Annotated in this window: 16 protein-coding genes and 1 other RNA gene; 6 read left to right on the plus strand and 11 right to left on the minus strand. The window is 65.4% G+C overall.

What is annotated here, in order from left to right:
• From AADJ04_RS01445 to dnaX, 3 genes are all read right to left on the minus strand, one after another.
• Window positions 1-366, minus strand: a 366-nt coding sequence (locus tag AADJ04_RS01445; RefSeq protein ID WP_341238544.1) for a toprim domain-containing protein, incomplete at its 3' end; no start/stop codon positions are given.
• Between the two features lie 231 nt (window positions 367-597).
• Complete coding sequence (locus tag AADJ04_RS01450) at window positions 598-930, minus strand: YbaB/EbfC family nucleoid-associated protein (protein WP_015013601.1); 333 nt, start codon at window positions 928-930, stop codon at window positions 598-600.
• Window positions 931-1,181: 251 nt separating this feature from the next.
• On the minus strand, window positions 1,182-3,200 hold the full coding sequence (dnaX, locus tag AADJ04_RS01455) for a DNA polymerase III subunit gamma/tau (protein WP_341238508.1): 2,019 nt from the start codon (window positions 3,198-3,200) through the stop codon (window positions 1,182-1,184).
• A gap of 102 nt (window positions 3,201-3,302) precedes the next feature.
• Here dnaX and ffs point away from each other — a divergent pair.
• Window positions 3,303-3,399: signal recognition particle sRNA small type (gene ffs, locus AADJ04_RS01460), an RNA gene on the plus strand.
• A 92-nt stretch (window positions 3,400-3,491) separates the two neighbouring features.
• Here the strand turns inward: ffs and AADJ04_RS01465 are convergent.
• From AADJ04_RS01465 to AADJ04_RS01480, 4 genes are all read right to left on the minus strand, one after another.
• Window positions 3,492-3,683: a hypothetical protein gene (locus AADJ04_RS01465; RefSeq protein ID WP_341238509.1), complete on the minus strand. Its 192-nt coding sequence runs from the start codon at window positions 3,681-3,683 to the stop codon at window positions 3,492-3,494.
• Between the two features lie 129 nt (window positions 3,684-3,812).
• The gene (locus AADJ04_RS01470; RefSeq protein ID WP_341238510.1) at window positions 3,813-5,240 is read right to left on the minus strand and encodes a TIGR03862 family flavoprotein; all 1,428 of its coding nucleotides are present in this window, start codon (window positions 5,238-5,240) and stop codon (window positions 3,813-3,815) included.
• Between the two features lie 48 nt (window positions 5,241-5,288).
• Window positions 5,289-8,813: a UvrD-helicase domain-containing protein gene (locus AADJ04_RS01475; protein WP_341238511.1), complete on the minus strand. Its 3,525-nt coding sequence runs from the start codon at window positions 8,811-8,813 to the stop codon at window positions 5,289-5,291.
• A complete protein-coding gene (locus AADJ04_RS01480) occupies window positions 8,810-11,410 on the minus strand; it encodes a PD-(D/E)XK nuclease family protein (RefSeq protein WP_341238512.1) in 2,601 nt (866 codons plus the stop codon). Before AADJ04_RS01480 ends, AADJ04_RS01475 begins: the two co-directional genes overlap by 4 nt.
• Window positions 11,411-11,519: 109 nt before the next feature.
• Here AADJ04_RS01480 and trxA point away from each other — a divergent pair, with 109 nt between their 5' ends.
• From trxA to AADJ04_RS01505, 5 genes are all read left to right on the plus strand, one after another.
• Entirely contained in the window at window positions 11,520-11,852 is a 333-nt protein-coding gene (gene trxA, locus AADJ04_RS01485) for a thioredoxin TrxA (protein WP_066694851.1), read from the plus strand.
• A gap of 250 nt (window positions 11,853-12,102) precedes the next feature.
• Window positions 12,103-13,365: a transcription termination factor Rho gene (rho, locus tag AADJ04_RS01490; protein ID WP_044396828.1), complete on the plus strand. Its 1,263-nt coding sequence runs from the start codon at window positions 12,103-12,105 to the stop codon at window positions 13,363-13,365.
• 160 nt (window positions 13,366-13,525) lie between these two features.
• Window positions 13,526-13,780: a type B 50S ribosomal protein L31 gene (locus AADJ04_RS01495; RefSeq protein ID WP_044396829.1), complete on the plus strand. Its 255-nt coding sequence runs from the start codon at window positions 13,526-13,528 to the stop codon at window positions 13,778-13,780.
• Between the two features lie 105 nt (window positions 13,781-13,885).
• Window positions 13,886-15,589: a hypothetical protein gene (locus tag AADJ04_RS01500; protein WP_341238513.1), complete on the plus strand. Its 1,704-nt coding sequence runs from the start codon at window positions 13,886-13,888 to the stop codon at window positions 15,587-15,589.
• A 159-nt stretch (window positions 15,590-15,748) separates the two neighbouring features.
• Window positions 15,749-17,137, plus strand: a complete 1,389-nt coding sequence (locus AADJ04_RS01505) for an MATE family efflux transporter (protein ID WP_341238514.1) — start codon at window positions 15,749-15,751, stop codon at window positions 17,135-17,137.
• On the opposite strand, the gene phoR is transcribed toward AADJ04_RS01505, so the two are convergent.
• From phoR to pstB, 4 genes are all read right to left on the minus strand, one after another.
• Entirely contained in the window at window positions 17,129-18,454 is a 1,326-nt protein-coding gene (phoR, locus tag AADJ04_RS01510; protein ID WP_066694847.1) for a phosphate regulon sensor histidine kinase PhoR, read from the minus strand. The genes AADJ04_RS01505 and phoR overlap by 9 nt on opposite strands.
• Window positions 18,455-18,619: 165 nt before the next feature.
• A complete protein-coding gene (gene phoB, locus AADJ04_RS01515) occupies window positions 18,620-19,327 on the minus strand; it encodes a phosphate regulon transcriptional regulator PhoB (protein WP_066694841.1) in 708 nt (235 codons plus the stop codon).
• Window positions 19,328-19,342: 15 nt separating this feature from the next.
• Entirely contained in the window at window positions 19,343-20,047 is a 705-nt protein-coding gene (phoU, locus tag AADJ04_RS01520) for a phosphate signaling complex protein PhoU (RefSeq protein WP_341238515.1), read from the minus strand.
• 9 nt (window positions 20,048-20,056) lie between these two features.
• On the minus strand, window positions 20,057-20,842 hold the full coding sequence (gene pstB / locus AADJ04_RS01525) for a phosphate ABC transporter ATP-binding protein PstB (protein ID WP_341238516.1): 786 nt from the start codon (window positions 20,840-20,842) through the stop codon (window positions 20,057-20,059).
• Window position 20,843: the final 1 nt, after the last annotated feature.

Here is a 20,843-nt window from a genome sequence, read left to right on the forward strand (position 1 = left end):
GATCTCCTTGGGACCGACACCATCGAGCGGGCTGAGCCGCCCCATCAACACGAAGTACAACCCCTTGAAGGCCCCCGTGCGCTCCAGCGCAGACTGGTCAGCGGGTGTTTCGACCACGCACAGCCGCGTGGCATCGCGGTCCGGGTCCAGGCAGGTGCTGCACACCTCAGCCTCGGTGAACGTATGACAACGTGCACAGTGCTGCACCGTGCCCACCGCTTCCGAGAGCGCCCGCGACAGGGTCAGCGCCCCTTCGCGATCGTGCTGCAACAGATGAAACGCCATGCGCTGCGCAGACTTCACCCCCACCCCCGGCAACCGGCGCAGCGTCTGGGCCAAGACCTCCGTGGCGCTGGGGGCAGCCAGGAGAAAGGATTTGAGAAAAAAGTCGAAGCAGTGAACGAACCACCTTCAGCAGGCGCAGCCCGAGAGGCAGCAACCCCGGCTTTACTGGCTTTCACACCCCGCCCTCAAGGGCGTAGCGAGCGGGATGAGCTGCTAGGCGGCCGGAGCACAGCAACCGGAACGTACTTGAAGTACGTGAGGATTGCGAGCACCGCCCAACGACGCAGATCGCCCGCTCGGTAGCCAACCCCCTCAGAAAGGGAATTTCATGCCGCCGGGGAGGCCTGGCATCCCTGCGGTGAGTTTGCCCATCTTCTCCGCCGAAGTCTCTTCAGCCTTGCGCACCGCCGCATTGAACGCAGCTGCCACCAGGTCTTCCAGCATGTCCTTGTCTTCGGCCAGCAGGCTGGGGTCGATGGTGATGCGCTTGACGTCGTGCTTGCAGGTCATCACCACCTTGACCAGGCCCGCACCCGATTCGCCTTCCACTTCGATGAAAGCGAGCTCGTCCTGGGCCTTCTTGAGGTTGTCTTGCATGGCCTGGGCTTGCTTCATCAGGCCGGCGAGTTGTCCTTTGTTGAACATGTTGGTTTCCTTTGCTTTCTTTCTGGTTGATCGATTCCCACGTAGGGACGGAAATTCAGTATCCGAAATTCACGGTATTGTGCTTTGCGCCGTTAGCGGCCATCGAAACCGCCGCTGCCCAGACCAGTGCTCCCGCGCAAGGGCCGCCAAGACACCGTTGTGTCGCTAAGGCTCCGTGCGCTGGGAGCGTCCCCCTCCCGCGAAGCGAGAGAGGGGGAAGGCGCCGAAGGCGACTCAGGGGGTGTTTCATCTCACGCGGGCTTGATGCTGCCCGGCACGATCTTCGCGCCGTGCTCACGCATCAGCGTCTGCACATAGGGGTCGTTCATCACGGTTTCTTCGGCCAGTCGCTGGCGCTCGGCAGCAGCGGCTGCGTTGCGGCGGGCGGGGCTGTCGATGACTCGGCCCACCTCCACGCTGATCTGCGTGGCGTGGCCAGCAGCTTCCAGTGCGGCGCGCAGGCGTTCGCGGGCGGTGGGCTGGTTCAGCGATTCGCGCTCCACCCGCAGCAGCCAATGGGCGCCATCGCGCGCCACCAGTTGGGACTGCAAGGCCAGCTCGCGCACCAGGGCAGTAATGGCCTCGGCCGCCACCAGTTGCTGCACCGTGGCGTGCCACACATCGCCCTCTTCCGTGGGCGTGTAGCGCGCGGAAACCGGTGTGGGCGCCGACAGGGGCAAGGGCTGCAGACGCTCGCTGGGCTCGGATGCCTCACGCACCGGAATTGCTACGAATTCAGGAGCTGCCTGCGCTTGTACTTCTTGCGCTGGAGGCAGATTTCGATCTACCTTTTCAGCCGTACGCACGGGCGCTACAGCCGGGGTGGTGGGCACCGATCCATCGTCCGCGTCGGGCCATGGAGGCGGTTCGTTGCTGCTGTCTTCTTCCCAAGGAGGCACAGACTCTGCCACCGGGGCGGGTGCTGCAGCGGGCTGCACAGGTGCCGGGGGAGCAGGTTCGGGTGGCTGCGCGACGGCCGGGGCCACAGAGGCCACCGGGGCCGCAGCAGCAGAGGGAGCAGGCGCCAGGGAAGGCGCTGGCAGCGGTGCCGCTGGCAAGGGGGCCACTGGCAAGGGGGCCGCTGCAGGCTGCGCTGCAGCCACCGGGGTCGGAGTGGGTGCCGTTTCAGGCCGCGTCAGAGTTTTTTTTTCAGCCGGGTCTGCGGGGGCTTTGAAGGCCAGCAGGCGCAGCAGCACCATGGTGAGCGCGGCGTATTCGTCAGGCGCCAGGCCCAGCTCGGCGCGGCCATGCAGGCACAGGCTGTAGAGCAACTGGGTTTCGTCGGCGGGCATCTGGGCTGCGAGCCGCGCGGTCTCTACCGCCTCGGGGTCATTGGCATCCGCGGCCTGCGCCATCTGCGGCACGGCCTGGTACACGGCCATGCGTTGCAGCACAGCGCTCATTTCTTCCAGGGTCGATGCGGCAGAAAGGCCATTCATGCGCAAGGCATCGGCCGTTTCTACCACGGTTTTGCCATCGCCCTGGGCCAGCGCATCGATGAGGCGGAACACGTAGGAGCGATCCACTGCTCCTAGCATCTGGCGCACGCCCGCTTCCTGCAACTGGCCGCTACCAAAGGCGATGGCCTGGTCGGTGAGCGAGAGCGCATCGCGCATGGAGCCCCGCGCAGCGCGCGAGAGCAGGCGCAGTGCCTGCGGCTCGGCAGGCACGTTTTCGTTGGCCAGCACGCGGGTGAGGTGGTCCAACACCGTCTCGGGGGCCATGGGGCGCAGGTTGAACTGCAGGCAGCGGCTCAGCACCGTGACCGGCACCTTCTGCGGGTCGGTCGTTGCCAGCACAAATTTGAGGTATTCGGGCGGCTCTTCCAGCGTCTTGAGCATGGCGTTGAACGCCGTATTCGTGAGCATGTGCACCTCGTCGATCATGAAGACCTTGAAGCGCCCCTGCACCGGCTTGTAGACAGCCTGCTCCAGCAGGCTTTGCACCTCGTCCACGCCGCGGTTGGAGGCCGCGTCCAGCTCGGTGTAGTCCACAAAACGGCCGCTGTCGATGTCGGTGCACGCCTGGCACACGCCGCAGGGCGTGGCGGTGATGCCGCCGTTGCCATCAGGCCCCTGGCAGTTGAGCGACTTGGCCAGAATGCGCGACACCGTGGTCTTGCCCACGCCGCGCGTACCCGTGAACAGGTAGGCGTGGTGCAGGCGCTGCTGGGTCAGCGCATTCGACAGGGCCTGGACCACATGCTCCTGCCCCACCATTTCGGTGAAATTGCGGGGGCGGTACTTGCGGGCGAGCACGAGATAGGACATGGGGCCGGATTCTACGGGCTGGGCAGGGGTCGCCCTTTTCACGGCAGCGATAAATCCCCGCGCTGGTCGATGGGGCCCGGCATCCGCAGTACAATGCGCGCTGACGGGCCTCCCCGCATGGCAAAGCAGCCAACCGGGTCAGGTGGGGAACCAAGCAGCCCTAACTGTAGAGTCAGTGCCGGGGGTAAGGCTCGTCAACTTCTTCTCATGCCTCAGGGCGGTTTTTCAACCGCTGTCATTCCCCTCAAAAATATTCTTCGACACCTTCGGTAGAGTCGTTGACCGACTGTCTCAGCGACGCACGCCTTTGCCGGATTCGCGCATGAATCTTTCCATCTCTTCCAGCGTGGAGACGATGGTCTGGAGTTCACTCTCTTTCTCGCGCAGCTCGGCCAGGGCGGCTTCGTGCGTGCGGATCTGTTCCCGCAGCGCTGCAATCTGCGTCTGCAGGTCTGCAATGGCGGGGCCGTGGGAAGAGGTCATGGCTTCTTTCAACAACGCAAGGACAGGTCCACATCGTACCCGCGCCCCCAGACTCAGCAGTCGCCCTGCGTCACCCACGAGAAATGTTGACCCGCGGTAATTGCTACCAAATCGATAGCTGCCTGCGCTTTATGGACTGGCGCTGTACCCTAAAAATGCCAAAACACCCTGCCCTGCGCGCACGCCGCTGGCCAAGCAGGCCGTCAGCAGGTAGCCACCAGTCGGGGCCTCCCAGTCCAGCATTTCGCCCGCACAGAACAGACCGGGCAGCGCCTGCGCCATGAGGTGTTCGTCCAGCGCTTCGAAAGTGACGCCGCCCGCTGTGCTGATGGCCTCGTCGATGGGACGTGTCGCCACCACGGTGATGGGCAGCGCCTTGATGGCGTGGGCCAGGGCCACGGGGTCGTTCATGCCGTCTTTGCCCAGGTGTTCGTACAGCACGCCCGCCTTGATGCCATCGAGCCCCAGGCGGCTTTTGAGGTGGCTGGAGAGCGAGCGCGAGCCGCGCGGATGACGCACCTCGACCAGCACGCGCTCCGGGCTGTGGTCGGGCAGCAGGTCAAGATGAAAGGTGGCGTGGCCGTGCACCTCAATCTCATCGCGCAACAGATGTGACACGGCGTACACCAGGCTGCCCTCCACCCCCGTGGCAGTAGCCACAAACTCGCCCCGGCGTTGAAAGTGCTGGCCGGTGCTGCTGGTGAAGCTCAGCGCCACGGATTTGAACGGCTGGCCTGCAAAGCGCTCTGCAAAATGCGGCGTCCAGCCCACAGGCACGGTGGGCGTGCGGCCCAGCAGCTCTTGCAAGAAGGCGCGCCGCGTTTCGCCCGCGGGGGCGTGCATGCCCGCCACATCAAAGCCGCAGTTGGAGGGGCGCAGCGGGGCCACGGCCACGCCGCGCTCGGCCAGCAAGGGTACCCAGGCTCCGTCGGAACCGAGCCGCGCCCAGCTGCCGCCGCCCAGGGCCAGCACCACAGCGCGGCAGGTCACCTGGCACTCGCCTGCAGGTGTGGCAAAGCGCAGCACATGGGCTGACGAGGGCGTGAAATCGAGCGCTTGCTGCGCAGGCTGCGCGGCTTGCGCAGCATCGTGGCCGTTGGCCCAGCCCAGCCAGCGGTGGCGCATGTGCAGCTGCACACCCTGCCCGCGCAGGCGGTGCAGCCAGGCGCGTAGCAAGGGGGCGGCCTTCATGTCGGTGGGGAAGACACGGCCCGACGTGCCCACAAAAGTCTCCACCCCCAGGCCCTGCGCCCAGGCGCGCACCTCGGGGCTGCCGAAGGCGCGGATCAACGGCTCGATCTGCGGCTGGCGCGCGGCATAGCGGCTGGCAAAAGGCTCGTGCGGCTCAGAGTGCGTGAGGTTGAGCCCGCCCTTGCCCGCCAGCAGAAACTTGCGGCCCACCGAGGGCATGGCATCAAACAGGTGCGCGGCCACCCCGCTTTGGGCCAGCACTTCTGCCGCCATGAGCCCGGCAGGGCCACCGCCAATGATGGCCACATCGCAAGAGATTGCGGCAACGGCAGAAGTGGCGGGGGCGGAGGATGGGGCTTGGGACACGGGAGGCCTTTGGGTCAAGGTCAAGAGGATGGCAAGAGAACGCGCGGATCAGAACAGGGAACCCTGCCTGGAATCGGGCACCGTTGGTGCAGCTTTGGCGGCACCAGGACGAGCGGCAGGCGCTGCGGGCAGCGCGGGCACATCCAGCGCCGCAGCGCCGGGGGCGGGAGTATGCCCCATGGCGGAGGCGGCAGACGCATCGGTGCCACCGACCATCACCATGCGCCCATCGCCCGTCAGGAACGCGGCATGCACCACCTCGCCGGGCATCAGCACAGACACGGCCTCACGGTAGCGCTGCAGCTGCGCCACCAGGGCCTGTTGGCGCTGGGGCTGGGTGGCGCTTTTGTAGTCCAGCACCCACCAGCCCGCCAAGGGGTCACCAGCCTGCACGGCGCGGCGCTGCACCAGCCGGTCAATGCGCAGGCTCTGGCCCTGGTAGTGCAGCGGGGCTTCGTTGATGGCGGTCTGGACCAGTGCCGCACCCCACGCCCAGGCGCCCTCACCCGCCAGAATGGCCTGCGCCATGCGGGCGGCCTGCTCGGCAGCGGTGGGGGTGATGTCGTGGTCAATCGCCAAGCGGGCCAGGCGGGCGGCGGGCCAGCCGTGGGCGCGCAACTCAGCCAGCGGGGCACCGGCCACGCCCGCCTGCGCCAATAGCTGGTGCATGGCATCGCCCTGGCGCGACAGCGGGGTCGAATCCGCATCGCCCGGCATGGCCACGGGGACCTCGCCCTCCAGCCCGGCGGCGGTGTGCACGCGGGCGGTTTGCAGCGCCTCGGGCAGCGCGGGCAGGCTGGGGATGGTGAAGGTTTCCGCTACATCAGCAGGGGCAGCGGCTTCTGCGCCATGCGCCGCCGGGGCCTGGGCTTGCGGATCAACCTCGGTAACCAGCGGAGCGAGCCGATTCCACCAGCTGCCGGGGGCCAAGTTGCCGGGCTGCACCGACGACAGCGCCAGGCAGTGCTTGGCGCGCGTCATGGCCACGTAGAGCATGTTCAGCTCCTCGCGGCTGCGGGCCTGCTGCTCGGCGGCCAGGGTGGACTCGGCGCTGGGGGGTGGGTTGGATTCGCTGGCCAAAAAGATGAAGGCCGAGGGCGCGGGCTGCTCGCCGGGCCAGTCCACCAGCACACCCATGGTTTCAGCCTTCTGCGGGCGGGTGTCGGTGTCCAGCAGCAGCACGCAGTCGGCCTCCAGCCCCTTGGCACCGTGCACCGTCAGCAGGCGGATGGCCTGCGCATCGGCCCGGCCGGGGGCGCGCACGCCGCCCTTTTTCATGGCGCGCACAAACGCATAGGGCGTGAGGTAGCGGCCCCCGTCGTGCTGCAGCGCGGCGGCCAGCAACGCCCGCAGGTTGGCCTGCACGGCCTGGCGCTGGGTGACGGGCGCGGCGGCGGCAAAGCGGGCCAGCACGTCGCCGTGCTCGTAGATGGCGTGCAACGCATCGTGCGGCGGCAGGCGCTGCACCCAGCCCTGGTATTGAACCAAAACAGGCCCCAGCGCTTGTAAATCGGTCGCAAGCAGCTCACTTTTCAATAGCAAATCAAACCAGCTGCAGCCCGCATGCTCGGGCTGGCGGCGCAGCACGGCCAGGGCCACCAGCGCATCGTCACCCAAACCAAACAGCGGCGACTTGAGCGCACGGGCCAGCGACAGGTCGTGCGTGGGCGAGACCAGCGCATCGAGCAGCGCCACCATGTCCTGCACCTCGGGTGCGTCGAACAGGTCGGACTTTTCAGGCTGCACGCAGGGCAGGTGTAGGGCGCGCAGGGCGTCTTGCATGCTGGCCAGGCGGTCGCGCTTGCGGGCCAGCACCAGCACCTCTTTGGGCGGGGTGCCGCTGGCAATCTGTGCAGCCACCCAGGCAGCGGCCTGTGCGCATTCGCGCATGCGCTGGGTTTCTTCGGCCTCGTGGCGGGGTTCGGTCAGGCTGTCGCGCCAGGCCAGCGGGTCGCGGGCGGTGCTGCTTCCATCGCTCGCATCGTCGTCATCGGTGATGGCGGGCAGGCGCAGCAACTGGCCTGGGTGTTTCGATTCGGTGGTGTGGTCGCGGAAGCCTGTGGTCTCGTGCTGCGCCTGGGCTTGCCCCATGACGGCGTTGACGGCGGCAATCACGCCCTGCGCGTTGCGGCGCGTGTGGTCGCAGCTGAGCAGGTCGCCGCCCAGCCCATCGCGCACAAAGGCCTGCGCGGCGATGAACACCTGCGGCTCGGCCCGGCGAAAGCGGTAGATGCTCTGCTTGGGGTCGCCCACGATGAACACGCTGGGCGCAGCCGAGCCACCGCCCGAGCCCGCATAGCCCGCCAGCCACGCGTGCAGCGCCTGCCACTGCAGCGGGTTGGTGTCCTGAAACTCATCGACCAGCAGGTGGCGAATGCGCGCATCCAGCCGCTCTTGCACCCAGCCAGAAAGGATGGGGTCGGCCAGCATGACCAAGGCCGTGCGCTCCACATCGTTCATGTCCACCCAGCCGTGCTGCTGCTTGACGGCGGCAAACTGCGCAATCAGGCAGCGCGCCAGCCGGGCCATGCGCTGCTGGTGCTGCCAGGCCTCATGCTGGCGGCGGGCGGTGAGCAGGCGCTGCAGCTCGGGCTCGGCCTCTTGCGCGGCGGGGAACTTCTCCAGGTTCTTCGACAGGCGGTCTTCCTTGGCCACGAACATCGCTTTGCGCAGCATGTCCAGGCGCTGGTTCAGGTCGGGGCAGGCCAGCGCGTCGATGATGGCGTCCGCCGCCTTTTGCGGGGTCTTGTTGGACTCAGCGCCCAAAGCGCTGGCACGGTTGCGCCAGCGCTGCAGGCAGGCTGCATCCTGCAAGGCCTCGGCAGGCTCGGCCCACGCGGCCAGTTCAGGGTAGGCCTGCTGGAACGGTGGCACCGAGGCATCGACTACGCCCGCGTCGTCGGCCAGATCAAACTCCACCCGCTTGGCCAGTGCCGCCGCCAGCGCCTTGTGCGTTTGCGATCGGCCATGGCGGGCCACCACGGCTTCGTAGTCGGCGCGCAGGCTGGCGCTGTCGGCCACGGCCTGCAAAAACGGGGGCCACACCTCGCGCACGGCCTCGGCATCGTCCTCCAGCAACTCAAAGTGCGCGGGCAGCCCTTGCTGCTGCAGCAGCGCCAGCGGGGCCGTGCCCAGCAGCGCGGCAAACCAGCTGTGGAAGGTGCGGATCTGCACCGGGCGGCCCGCCTCCAGCAACTGGCGGTATAGATTTTGTAGCGCCTCGCGCTTTTCCAGTGCGCCTTGGGGGCTGATTCCGCGTGCAATCAGCTCGGCAGTGAGTTCATCGAGCGGCTTGTGGCTGAACTGCTCCAGCCACTCTTGCAGGCGCTGGCGCATCTCGCCCGCGGCCTTTTTCGTGAAGGTGATGGCCAATATCTCGTGCGGCGCGCAGCCATCGAGCAGCGCGCGCAGCATGCGCGAGACCAGCATCCAGGTCTTGCCAGCGCCTGCGCAGGCCTCCACCGCCACGCTGCGGGCGGGGTCGCAGGCAATGGCGTAGAAGGCCTCGCGCGAGACGGGGCGGCCGTTGTGTTCGTAGGCGGCCTGCACGGTTGAGGAATGGCTCTTGGTCATGGCGTCTCTGGCGCGGGCAGCACCTGTTCAGCATCTGCCCAATAGTCTTTGCGGCACAGCCCCCGCACGGCGCAAAAATCGCACACCGAGCCCTCGCCCAGCGCGGGCAGCGGCGCCCCGGCGGCGATGCGGGCCATGTCGTGCTGAATGCCTTCGATGAGCACATCGCGCAGGTGCACCACTTCGTCCTGCTCGTGCAATTGCGTCTCGCCGCGCTCGCCCACGTTGACGTAGGCGGCGCGCAGCGTGTCGTGGTGCAGCAGGGCGGCGTAGAACGGCAGCTGCGTGTCTTCCGCGCCGCTTTGGATGCGCTGGCGGGTGACGCTGTCGCTTTCGGTTTTGTAGTCAATCACCAGCACCGTGGGCTCGCCCGTGCTGGAGACGCCGTCGATGCGGTCGATGGTGCCGATCAGCTCCAGGTCGCCCAGCGGTTGCTTGGCCTTGACCTCGGCCTGGCGGAACATCGCGCCTTGCTGTTCGTGCCCGGCCAGCCAGTGCAAATAGCCATCGCGCAGTTGCGCCCAGCCTGCGGCAAAGGGCAGAAAGTCGCCTTCTTGCAGGCGCTGCTCGCGGGTGACGGCCTCGGCGGCAGCGTCCATGCGGGCGCTGCGCTCGTCCGCGTCATCGGTGGGCTGGTCGCGCAGGTCTTCATGAAAACGCTGCAGCACCGCATGCAGCCAGTTGCCAAAGTCGCGCTTGTCCACGGCGGCGTCCAACTCGTCGGCCTCGCGCAGGCCGAGCTGGCGCTGGGCAAAGAAGCGGTAGGGGCAGTGGCGCAGGTCGGAATACGCGGTGGACGAGAGCTGCTGCACGGGCAGCGCCTGGCCCACAGGCAAGGGGCGCAGCGTGGGGGCGGCCTGCACGGTGCGGGGCGGGCGGGCGTCAGCACCCTGGGCTGCGTCGCCTTGCAGTTGCAGGGCCAGCACCAGGGCGCTGGCCAGCAATGGCTCCCCGCCCTCATCGCTGGTGCGCCACAGCACATCGACCACGGGTGTGCGCAGGGCGTTGGCCCAGGCGGCGCGCTGGGCAGCCTCCAGCGTCTGGCGGGTGGGCAGGCCCCAGGCCTCGCGCTGGGCCTGGGACCAGTCGCCCGAGGGTTCGGGCGCGGGTTGCAGGCGCTTTTCATCGCTGCCGGGCAGCACAGCGGCGGCAAACGGGCGGCCCAGCAGCTGGGGCATGGGCAAGACCACCACGGGCGCCTCAGCCGACTGCGCTGCCACGTAGCGCCCGGCCTCCAGCACATCCTTCACCCAGCGGGTGAACTCCGCGAGCGTCATGCGGCGGCCCGCACTGTCACCCCAGCTTTGCAGCTCCGCTTGCTGGCCGTCTTGCAGGCGCAGCGCCGCCAACACACGCATGCCTGCAGGGTCGGCCTGCAGGCCCTGCCATTGCCCCGCTTGCTCCAGCACCGAGCGCAACGCCAACAGCCACTGCGGCAGGGGCCGTGCGGTGCGCAGGGCATCCCGCCAGCCTTCCACCGTGGCCACGGTGCGGGCCAGGGCGGGCTGGGCGCTGAAATCACGCGCTGCGGCGGCGCTCCACTGCGGCACCACGTTGCGGCGCAGCCATTGCTCCAGACGGTTGACATCGGCAGGTGGCAGCGCGGGCGTGTGCTTGAGCCAGTCGAGCACGGCGTTGGACGATGCGTTCCACGCAGCCGCCTCCAGCGCGGCCATCAGCCTTGCGGCCGAACGGGTGGTGGAGAGAATCCAGCCGCTTTCATCGCGCACCAGCACGCCCTGGCTGTCCAGATGGGCCAGCACGCGACGGATCAGGGCCCGGTCGGTGGCGGCCAGCGCCACGGGGATGCGGCCCTGCTCGATGTGGCGCAGTACGCAGGCGGCTGCACGGTGGGCTTCGTCTTCGGCGTCTGCCGCCGCGTGCAGGGCCATCTGCGATGGGGGTTGTGCAGAGGCAGACTCCGCATCCCACAGCCCTACGCAGCAGGCGCTGGCACCCCAGTGCTGCACCAGGGCGAGGTTGAGGGCGTCGGACTGAAACCCCTCCAGCACCACCAGCGCATCCACTGCGGCGCGCACACCGGGCTCAAACAGCACATCAGTGGCGTGGCGCGATGCCAGCACCCATTCCAGTGCCAGGCGGGCTACCAGGGCTTCATAGTGCAGGGCACTGCCTTCGTCGGTGGTGGCCAGCAGGGCACGGGCCTCATCGCCCCAAGCGGCGCGGCGCTCGGGCTGCACAGCAGCCACCACCGGGGCCAGCTGGGCTGCGGCCTCTTGCAAAGGGGTGGCCAGCACATCACGCAGGGCGCCCTGCCCCACACGCTCGAGCAACGCCCGTGCCGTCAGGGTGTCACGCGCCACGTCGCCCGCAAAGTCATCACCCGTGGGCTCAGAGCCTTGCAGCTGCCCGGCCCAGTTGCGCGTGGTTTCAAAACGCGGGGCAAACCCCTGCGGAAACTGCTGCGCCCAGAAACGCTGGGCCCAAGGCATCAACTGGGCGTAGGGCACCAGCACCACGGTGCGCGCCAGATGCGCGCCCTGGGCCTGCGCATGGGCCGCCACCTGGGCCAGAGCGCGGTGCCATACAGCAGCGCACGGAGCGGTGTACCGATCACTTTTCGCTATGACAGTCATAGCATCGCGAGACCCGGCCACACCGGTGAACGTGGAATTGGTTTCTGTCACAATGCCTGAACTTTAAACGTACACCGGTCCCAACCCGCTGAAAAACAAGGAATCCGCCATGGCCAGCGAACTCATCAAACATGTCTCCGACGCCAGCTTTGAAGCCGACGTGCTGCAACCCGGCACCCCGGTGCTGGTGGACTACTGGGCCGAATGGTGCGGCCCCTGCAAGATGATTGCCCCCATCCTCGACGAAGTCGCAGGCGCCTACCAGGGCAAGCTGCAAATCGCAAAAATGAACGTGGACGAAAACCGCGAAATCCCCGCCAAGTACGGCATTCGCGGCATCCCCACCCTGATGCTGTTCAAGAACGGCCAGCTGGCAGCCACCAAGGTGGGCGCCATGAGCAAGGCCCAGCTGACAGCCTTCATCGACCAACAATTGGCTTGATGCGCAGACGCCGCCCGAAGGCTCGGTCGGCGTCCGCTCTTTTTGTGCGAGCGCAATCCATGGCAGGCATTGCGCAACAGCCCAGGATCCCCGCATTTTTTTCCTGTCATAATTTCGCCAGATCACCGGTTTGCACGCATTGGCAACCGGCCCGAGATCTCCCAGGCGCGCCCGGACTGTCAACAGCAGCTCCCGTGGCACCAGCCCCACTCCCCCAAGATACCTACTTACTCCGCCAAGGAGTCTTTCCATGCACTTAAACGAACTCAAGGCACTGCACGTGTCTGAAGTCCTGAAGCAGGCCGAAGAACTCGAAATCGAAAACACAGGCCGGATGCGCAAACAGGAGTTGATGTTTGCCATCATCAAGAAGCGCGCCAAGGCGGGCGAACAGGTGTTTGCGGATGGCGTGCTGGAAATCCTGCCCGATGGCTTCGGCTTTCTGCGCAGCCCTGACACCAGCTTCACCGCGAGCACGGACGACATCTACATCAGCCCGAGCCAGGTACGCCGCTTCAACCTGCACACCGGCGACATGATTGAAGGTGAAGTGCGCACGCCCAAGGACGGCGAGCGGTACTTTGCCCTGACCAAGCTGGACAAGGTCAACGGCGGCCCACCCGAGCAGAACAAGCACAAGGTGATGTTCGAAAACCTGACGCCCCTGTTCCCCAAGGAACAGATGCGCCTGGAACGCGACATCAAGGGCGACGAGAACATCACCGGCCGCATCATCGACATCATCGCCCCCATCGGTCGTGGCCAGCGCGCACTGATCGTGGCGCCGCCCAAGAGCGGCAAGACGGTGATGATGCAGCACATCGCCCACGCCATCACGGCGAACAACCCCGACGTGCACCTGATGGTGCTGCTGGTGGACGAGCGCCCTGAAGAAGTGACGGAAATGCAGCGCACGGTGAAGGGCGAAATCATTGCCTCGACCTTCGACGAGCCCGCCGCCCGCCACGTGCATGTGGCCGAAATGGTGATCGAGCGCGCCAAACGCCTGGTCGAGCTGAAGAAGGACGTCGTGATCCTGCTGGACTCCATCACCCGCCTGGCCCGCGCCTACAACAACGTCGTGCCGTCGAGCGGCAAGGTGCTGTCGGGCGGTGTGGACGCCGCTGCTCTGCAGCGTCCCAAGCGCTTCTTTGGCGCCGCCCGCAAGGTGGAAGAAGGCGGCTCGCTCACCATCATTGCCACGGCGCTGGTCGATACCGGCAGCCGCATGGACGAAGTGATCTTTGAAGAGTTCAAGGGCACCGGCAACTGCGAAATCCACCTGAACCGCCGCCTGTACGAAAAGCGCGTGTTCCCCGCCATCGAGCTGAACAAGAGCGGCACACGCCGCGAAGAGTTGCTGCTTGCGCCCGAGATCTTGCAGAAGACCCGCATCCTGCGCCAGTTCATGTACAACATGGACGAAATCGAGTCGATGGAGCTGATGATCAAGAACATGAAGGCCACAAAAACGAATGTGGACTTCTTCGACATGATGCGTCGCGGCGGCTGATTTTTGGCGCCCCGCCTTGCCCCTAACTGGCTTCAAAGCAATGAACGGGGCCATCTGAAAACAAGGCAAACAACAGTCTGTGCAATAATGGCGGGCTTTTTCTTGCGGAAAGTACATCGGACTGGCCGATGCGGCTCCCGCAGCTGACTCAAGGAAGATCATGAAAGAAGGCATTCACCCCAATTACCGCGAAGTGCTGTTCGTGGACCTGTCCAACGGCTTCAAGTTCGTGACCCGTTCCTGCGTGAACACCAAAGAAACCGAAACCTTCGAAGGCAAGGAATATCCTCTGTTCAAGCTGGATACCTCCTCTGAATCGCACCCCTTCTACACTGGCACACAAAAGTCGGTGGACAACATGGGTGGCCGCGTGGAGCGCTTCCGCAACCGTTTCGGCAAGACCGCAGCGAAGTAATTCGCCGCAATCCGCCAAAAAGGCAGCCCGGGCGACCGCGCTGCCTTTTTCTTTGGTTTTCCCTATATTCTTGGCAGCCGCTCTGCCCGTTGCCCCGCCCTCCCCGTGACTCCACCCAACCCTGCCATCGTCAGCCAAAAAGCCGTACAGGCATTGCCTCGCTGGGCGCTGTTGCTGCTGTGCCTGGCGTATGTGGTGCCCGGTTTTGTGGGGCGTGACCCGTGGAAAAGCGCGGACGTCACCGCGTTCGGCTACATGCTGGAGCTGGCCCAGGGCAAGACCTCCTGGTGGAACCCTCTGCTGGGCGGCATGGCTCCAGAAACAGACGGGCTGCTGCCCTATTGGCTGGGAGCGCTGGCAATCCAATGGGCGCCTGCGGGGCTCACCCCCGACATGGCGGCACGGCTGCCCTTCGCAGGGATGCTCGTCCTCACGCTCATAGCCACCTGGTACGGGGTGTATTACCTGGCCCGAAGCCCTGCGGCGCAGCCCGTGGCGTTTGCTTTTGGCGGCGAGGCCCAGCCTACTGACTATGCCCGCGCCATGGCCGACGGGGGGCTGCTGGCCCTGCTGGCCTGCCTGGGGCTGGCCCAGCTGTCGCACGAAGCCACCAGCTACCTGGTGCAACTGTGCTGCACCACGCTGGTGTTCTTCGGATTTGCCGCGCTGGGCTTCCATACCGTAGCCCCCGCCCTGGCGCTGGCCGCCGGGCTGGCCGGGCTGACCCTGGCGGGTGCCCCTGCCCTGGCGGCCATGCTGGGCCTGGGCGGCGCCTGGCTGGTATGGCGCAGTGCCAGTGTGGACATTGCCCACCAGCGCAGATGGGTTGCGGCAACTTTGATTCTGGTGGCAGCTGCGGCGCTGATGGCGTGGCAGCTCGACCTGTGGCGCTGGCGACTGGTGGGCACGGATGCGGGCGGCAAAGAGTGGGCTAGCCTGGCCCGGCTGCTGCTGTGGTTTGGCTGGCCTGCGTGGCCCCTGGCCATCTGGACACTGTGGCGCTGGCGCAAGCAGATTGCCAGCACCCAGTGGCACCGCCACCTGTGGTTGCCACTGTGGTTCTCGCTGGTATCGGTGGGCGCCACCATCAGCACAGCACCGGCAGACCGGGCTTTGCTGCTGGGCCTGCCCGCCATGGCCACGCTGGCAGCTTTTGCACTGCCTACACTGAGCCGGGCGGTGGCTGCGCTGATTGACTGGTTCACCCTGCTGTTTTTCAGCATCTCCACCTTGGCCATCTGGGTCATCTGGATCGCCATGCAGACCGGTGTACCGGCCAAGCCTGCGGCCAACGTGGCCAAGCTGGCGCCTGGGTTCAGCCCATCGTTCTCGCTGTTCGCACTGCTGGTGGCGCTGGCAGCCTCGGTAGCGTGGTGCAGTTTGGTGTGGTGGCGTGCATCGCGCGACCGTGCCCCCATCTGGAAGAGCCTGGTGCTGCCCGCCAGCGGCGCTACCCTGGGTTGGCTGCTGCTGCTGACGTTGTGGCTACCCCTGCTCAATTACGCGCGCAGCTACGCACCGCAGGTGCAAAACGTGGTGCGCTTGATGAACAACGCGCCCCAAGGCTGCGTACAAACCTACGGCCTGAGCCGTGGACAGATCGCGGCTTTCCAGTACCACGGTGGCATGAATCTGCAAGCAGCAGACCCCCAGGGCCGCTGCGACTGGCTTCTGGTGGATTTGAACGCCTGGCCCGCGCCCCCAGGCATTGCCAAGACCAGCGACTGGGCAGAAGTGGCCATCGTGCCGCGCCCCACGGACAAGAACGACCAGCTTGTGCTGCTGCGCCGCGCGCAGGCCCCGCAATAAGCCGGGGCAGCTGCCGATCAGTAATTGCGGTAGCCCCATGGGCGAGCCTGCACCGACATTGCGCTGAAAATCAGCCGCTGCCATTCGCCATTGAGAACACAACCAACGCGCACCTTTCCGCTGCCCAAGGGGCTGCCAGCGCAGCCATTGAACCAACGCATGACCACGCCCCATCCGCACCTCACCGACCAGTCTGCCGATCTGCCCAGCATTGCGCGCCATGCGGCCACCGTGCTGGCAGGCCAGTTGGCGGTGATGGCCTTTGGCGTGACGGACACCTTGGTGGCAGGCCGCGATGGAGAAGCCTCGCTGGCGGCGCTTTCGGTGGGCTCGGCCATCTTCATCAGCATCTATGTCGGGCTGATGGGTGTCTTGCAGGCGCTGATGCCCGTGTGGGCCCAACAACGGGGTGCAGGGGATCTGCAGGGCATGGGTTTTTCGGTGCGGCAGTCACTCTACCTGTGCATGGCGGCGTCGGCACTGGGCATGGCGGTACTGCTGTTTCCCGCACCGCTGCTGCGCTGGACGGAAATCCCTCCTGCCCTGCGTGCCGAGGTGGAGCAATACCTGGCCGTACTGGCCTTTGCGCTGCCCGCAGCACTGCTGTTTCGGGTCTACAGCACGCTCAACCAGGCGCTGGGCAAACCCCAGCTGGTGACCTGGCTGCAGGTCGCATCGCTGTTCATCAAGGTCCCTTTGTCCATCTGGTTCACGCTGGGCGGCGCAGGCTTGCCCGCACAGGGCGTAGTGGGCTGCGCCTGGGCCACGCTGTTGGTCAACTACACCATGCTGGCGTTGGCGGTATGGCTGCTGCGCACCCAAAGCATCTACCCCCCCTTGCAGCTCTGGCGCCCGCTGGAGCGGCCCCATGCCCCAACCCTGTCCGGCTTTTTGCAACTGGGCGTGCCCGCAGGGCTGGCCATCATGGTGGAAGTCACTTCCTTCACGCTGATGGCCTTGTTCATTGCACGCCAGGGCACCACGGCCGCCGCAGCACACCAGATTGCAGCCAACATGGCCGCATTGCTGTACATGGTGCCGCTGTCGCTGGCCATCGCCACCAGCACCCGCGTGAGTTACTGGCTGGGCGCTGGCCAGGCTCTGCGTGCGCAGCGCGTGGTTTATATAGGTTTTAGGCTTGCAGCGCTTACTGGAATTGCGCCAGCAGCTATATTATTTATAGCAAACCAAGAAGTTGCGTCTGTTTATTCCGACAGCCCCGCCGTGGCAGGTGTGGCGTCAGGGCTGCTGCTGTGGGTGGCGGCCTATCACCTGGCGGATGCATCGCAAACGCTGTGCGTCTTCGTGCTGCGAAGCTATCGCATCACCGTCGCCCCCTTGGCGGTGTATTGCGTATTGCTGTGGGGGCTGGGGCTGGGCGGCGGCTACCTGGTGGCCTACAGCGACACGGGGGTGTGGAGCAGCATGGCAGCATCACCCGCTGCGTTTTGGGCGTGCAGCGCCTTGGCACTGCTCGTCACCGCAGCGGCGTTTATGGTGATGCTGGCCAAGGCAGCAGCGCGTTCAACGCACCATGCATCAGCGTAGGCGGTTGGCCGGGAAGGTGACCGAAAAGGTGGAGCCTTTGCCCAGCTCGCTGGTGATATCGAGCGATGCGCCATGGCGTTGCAGTACGTGCTTCACGATGGCCAGCCCCAGGCCAGTGCCACCCGTTTCGCGGGAGCGGCTGCGGTCCACGCGATAGAAGCGCTCCGTCAAACGCGGAATGTGCTCTGGCGCAATGCCCGGGCCCGTGTCGCGCACGGAAAACCGCACCGCTCCGTCATGGACCCGCTCCCAGGCCACGGTGATGGTGCCACCCGCAGGTGTGTAGCGAAGGGCGTTGCTGATGAGATTGGACAGCGCACTTTGCAGCTCTGTTGGAACGCCAGCGATCTCTCCCAGCGCACGCAACTGTTCGGCGGGTGGGAATTCCAACACATGCGGGCGCGCCTGGCTCTGTGTGAGCAATGCAGACAGCCCACGCGCCTCGTCCTCGCAGCGCTGCATCAGCGCCTGCACGGGCGTCCATTCAGTCATGCCCGGCAACGGGCTGCCCTCCAGCCGGGAGAGTGTGAGCAAGTCCTGCACCACGCTTTGCATGCGCGAGGCTTGCTGCGACATCATGCCCAGGTAGCGGGTCCGCTCCTGCGGAGAGAGCGGCAGCGTCTGCAGGGTTTCGATGAAGCCGATGAGCACCGTCAGAGGGGTGCGAATCTCGTGCGACACGTTGGCCACGAAATCGCGGCGCATGGCATCGGCCTGCTCCAGTGCAGTGACGTCGCGTGAGAGCAGCAGCTTGCGCCCGTCGCCATACGGATGCAGGTGCACCGAAATGCGCACGGGCCTGGAAGGCTTGCTGTCGCGCCCCTGCAGCACCACGTCATGAGAAAAATCATGCGCCGCGTAGTAGGCGCTGAAGTCAGGATCGCGCACCAGATTGCCAATGGACTGCATCACATCGCGCTGCGCGTCGATGCCAAACTGGCTGGCAGCAATCTGGTTGCACCACTCGATGTGGCCTTCGCTGTCGAGCAGCACCACCCCGTTGGGCGTGGCCTGCAGGGCCGCCAGAATCTCCTGCAAGCGGCTGTGGCTGTCTTGCTCCTTGGCCTCGCTCTGGCGCAGCAAGCGGCGAGCGCGGTCTGCCGCCTCGCCCCACATGCCGCGCATGGAGGGCGCCGTAGCCAAGTCACCCGTACGCAACCACCGCAGCACCCGGGCGCCGCGCGACAAGTCCCACACAAACCAGGCCCATGCGGCCACGGCAGCCCCCAGTGCCGCACCCCAAGGCCCCGCGCGCCACCAGCCCAAAGCACCACCTGCCAGCTGCCAAGTCAGAAAAAATACAAAACGCCAGAACATGTGGGACGCACAGCTTTCTCAAAAATACGCACAACCTCGAGAGGGGCGCTTCCACCGTCCAATACTCAGGCCCGCAAGCACCACCGCGCCGAGAGGCCATGCCCCTGGCAAGCCATGCGCCCAACCGTGGTGATGAAGCACCCCAACAAAGGCCGCTGGGCCTGCTCAGGCGCGCAATAACGCCTGGGGTTGGGCGGTCAGGCGGTAACCCGCGCCCCGAACTGTCTCCACCATGGCCCCTGCGGCGCCCAGGGCCTCGCGCAGACGCTTGACGTGAACGTCCACCGTGCGCTCTTCAATGAAAACGTGGTCACCCCACACCTTATCGAGCAACTGTGAACGGCTGTGCACACGCTCAGAGTGCTTCATCAGAAAGTGCAGCAGTTTGAACTCCGTGGGGCCCACCTTGAGGGGCTGTCCCTGGTAAGTCACGCGGTAGGTGGTCGCGTCCAGCACCAGCTCACCAATCGTCACACTGTCGTTGACCTGCTCAGGCGCACGGCGGCGCAGCACGGCGCGAATGCGGGCGAGCAGTTCCTGCGTGGAAAACGGCTTGGTGATGTAGTCGTCCGCACCCGCATCGAGCCCAGCCACCTTGTCGGGTTCATCGCCGCACGCGGTGAGCATCAGGATGGGAATGGGCTTGAGACGGCTGTCAGCACGCCACTTGCGGGCCAGTTGCAACCCGCTTTGGCCGGGCAGCATCCAGTCGAGCAGGATGACGTCGGGCAGCACGGCGTCCAGCTCACGCTGGGCCGATTCGCCATCTTCTGACCAGATGGGCTGGAACCCGTTGTGCCGCAGGTTCACGGCAATCAACTCGGCAATGGCGGGTTCATCCTCAACGATCAAGACCCGGGGCATTTTCTTCATGGCTCTGCCCTTCCCTTACTGCAGCACAGCCGATTCAATATCGTTCATCGCGGCGTGGCGCACGTCCTTGCCCTTGACCAGATAAATGATGAGTTCGGCCACATTTTTCGAGTGGTCACCAATGCGCTCAATGGCCTTGGCCAAAAAGAGCAGGTCCAGGCTGGCCGAGATGGTGCGGGGGTCTTCCATCATGTAGGTGACCAGCTTGCGCACAAACCCGTCGAACTCCTTGTCGATGAGGTCATCTTCTTTCAGGATGTCCAGCGCCGCCTTGGTGTCGAGGCGAGCAAAGGCATCGAGTGCCTTGCGCAGCAGGCCGGAGGCAAGATCAGCTGCCATGCGCAGGTCGCTGAAGGGCAACGAACGGGCTGCACCGCTTTCGATGATGGACTTGACCATGCGGGCCATCTTGTGCGCCTCGTCGCCCATGCGCTCCAGGTTGGCCGTGGCCTTGGAGAAGGCAATCAGCAAACGCAGATCGCGCGCTGTGGGCTGGCGGCGGGCGATGATGGAGGAGAGCTCGTGGTCGATCTCCACTTCCATCGCGTTCACACGCTGCTCCATGGTGGCCACTTGTTCCACGGCTTCCATGCTGAATTGGGACAAGGCGTAAATCGCCTGGCGAATTTGCGACTCCACCAGGCCGCCCAGCTCCATCACGCGGGAAGAAACGCTGTTGAGTTCGCTGTCAAACTGGGTGGAGAGATGTTTTTCTGGCATGGTGTCTCCTCAGCCGAAACGGCCGGTGATGTAGTCTTCGGTTTCCTTGCGCTGGGGCTTGAAGAACATCTGCTCTGTTTCTCCAAACTCCACCAGATCGCCCAGGTACATATAGGCGGTGTAGTCACTGCAACGGGCTGCTTGCTGCATGTTGTGCGTCACGATGACCACGGTGTAGTCGTTCTTCAGCTCGGCAATCAGCTCTTCCACCTTGGCGGTAGAGATCGGGTCCAGCGCCGAGCAAGGCTCGTCGAGCAGCAACACTTCGGGCTTGATGGCAATGCCGCGCGCAATGCACAGGCGCTGCTGTTGGCCGCCCGAGAGGCTGGAGCCGCTCTGGTTGAGCTTGTCCTTCACTTCATTCCACAGTGCCGCCTTGCGCAGGGCCCACTCCACGCGGTCATCCATGTCGGTGGCGTTGAGGCTTTCGAACAGCTTCACACCAAAGGCAATGTTGTCGTAGATGGACATGGGGAACGGCGTGGGCTTCTGAAACACCATGCCCACCTTGGCGCGCACCAAAGCCACGTCTTGCTTGCTGGTGAGCAGGTTTTCGCCGTCCAGCACGATCTGGCCTTCAGCGCGCTGCTCGGGGTACAGCTCGAACATGCGGTTGAAGGTACGCAGCAAGGTGGACTTGCCGCAGCCCGATGGGCCAATGAAAGCCGTGACCTTGTTTTCGGGGATGTCCAGGTTGATGCCCTTGAGGGCGTGGAACTTGCCGTAATAGAAATTCAGATCGCGTACCGTGATCTTGGCGTTGGCGGGAGTGGATGCTTGGATGGTGGAGGGCATG

It is taken from the genome of uncultured Acidovorax sp., from assembly GCF_964021665.1.
Taxonomy (GTDB): Bacteria; Pseudomonadota; Gammaproteobacteria; order Burkholderiales; family Burkholderiaceae_C; genus Acidovorax; species Acidovorax temperans.

Bases quoted from the DNA above. Each gene is read 5' to 3' on its own strand.
- AADJ04_RS01465 (WP_341238509.1), bottom strand. From the start codon at position 3,683: ATGACCTCTTCCCACGGCCCCGCCATTGCAGACCTGCAGACGCAGATT.
- AADJ04_RS01475 (WP_341238511.1), bottom strand. From the start codon at position 8,813: ATGACCAAGAGCCATTCCTCAACCGTGCAGGCCGCCTACGAACACAAC.
- phoU (WP_341238515.1), bottom strand. From the start codon at position 20,047: ATGCCAGAAAAACATCTCTCCACCCAGTTTGACAGCGAACTCAACAGC.
- AADJ04_RS01480 (WP_341238512.1), bottom strand. From the start codon at position 11,410: ATGACTGTCATAGCGAAAAGTGATCGGTACACCGCTCCGTGCGCTGCT.
- rho (WP_044396828.1), top strand. From the start codon at position 12,103: ATGCACTTAAACGAACTCAAGGCACTGCACGTGTCTGAAGTCCTGAAG.
- AADJ04_RS01505 (WP_341238514.1), top strand. From the start codon at position 15,749: ATGACCACGCCCCATCCGCACCTCACCGACCAGTCTGCCGATCTGCCC.
- phoB (WP_066694841.1), bottom strand. From the start codon at position 19,327: ATGAAGAAAATGCCCCGGGTCTTGATCGTTGAGGATGAACCCGCCATT.
- dnaX (WP_341238508.1), bottom strand. From the start codon at position 3,200: ATGTCCTATCTCGTGCTCGCCCGCAAGTACCGCCCCCGCAATTTCACC.
- pstB (WP_341238516.1), bottom strand. From the start codon at position 20,842: ATGCCCTCCACCATCCAAGCATCCACTCCCGCCAACGCCAAGATCACG.
- AADJ04_RS01495 (WP_044396829.1), top strand. From the start codon at position 13,526: ATGAAAGAAGGCATTCACCCCAATTACCGCGAAGTGCTGTTCGTGGAC.
- AADJ04_RS01450 (WP_015013601.1), bottom strand. From the start codon at position 930: ATGTTCAACAAAGGACAACTCGCCGGCCTGATGAAGCAAGCCCAGGCC.
- trxA (WP_066694851.1), top strand. From the start codon at position 11,520: ATGGCCAGCGAACTCATCAAACATGTCTCCGACGCCAGCTTTGAAGCC.
- phoR (WP_066694847.1), bottom strand. From the start codon at position 18,454: ATGTTCTGGCGTTTTGTATTTTTTCTGACTTGGCAGCTGGCAGGTGGT.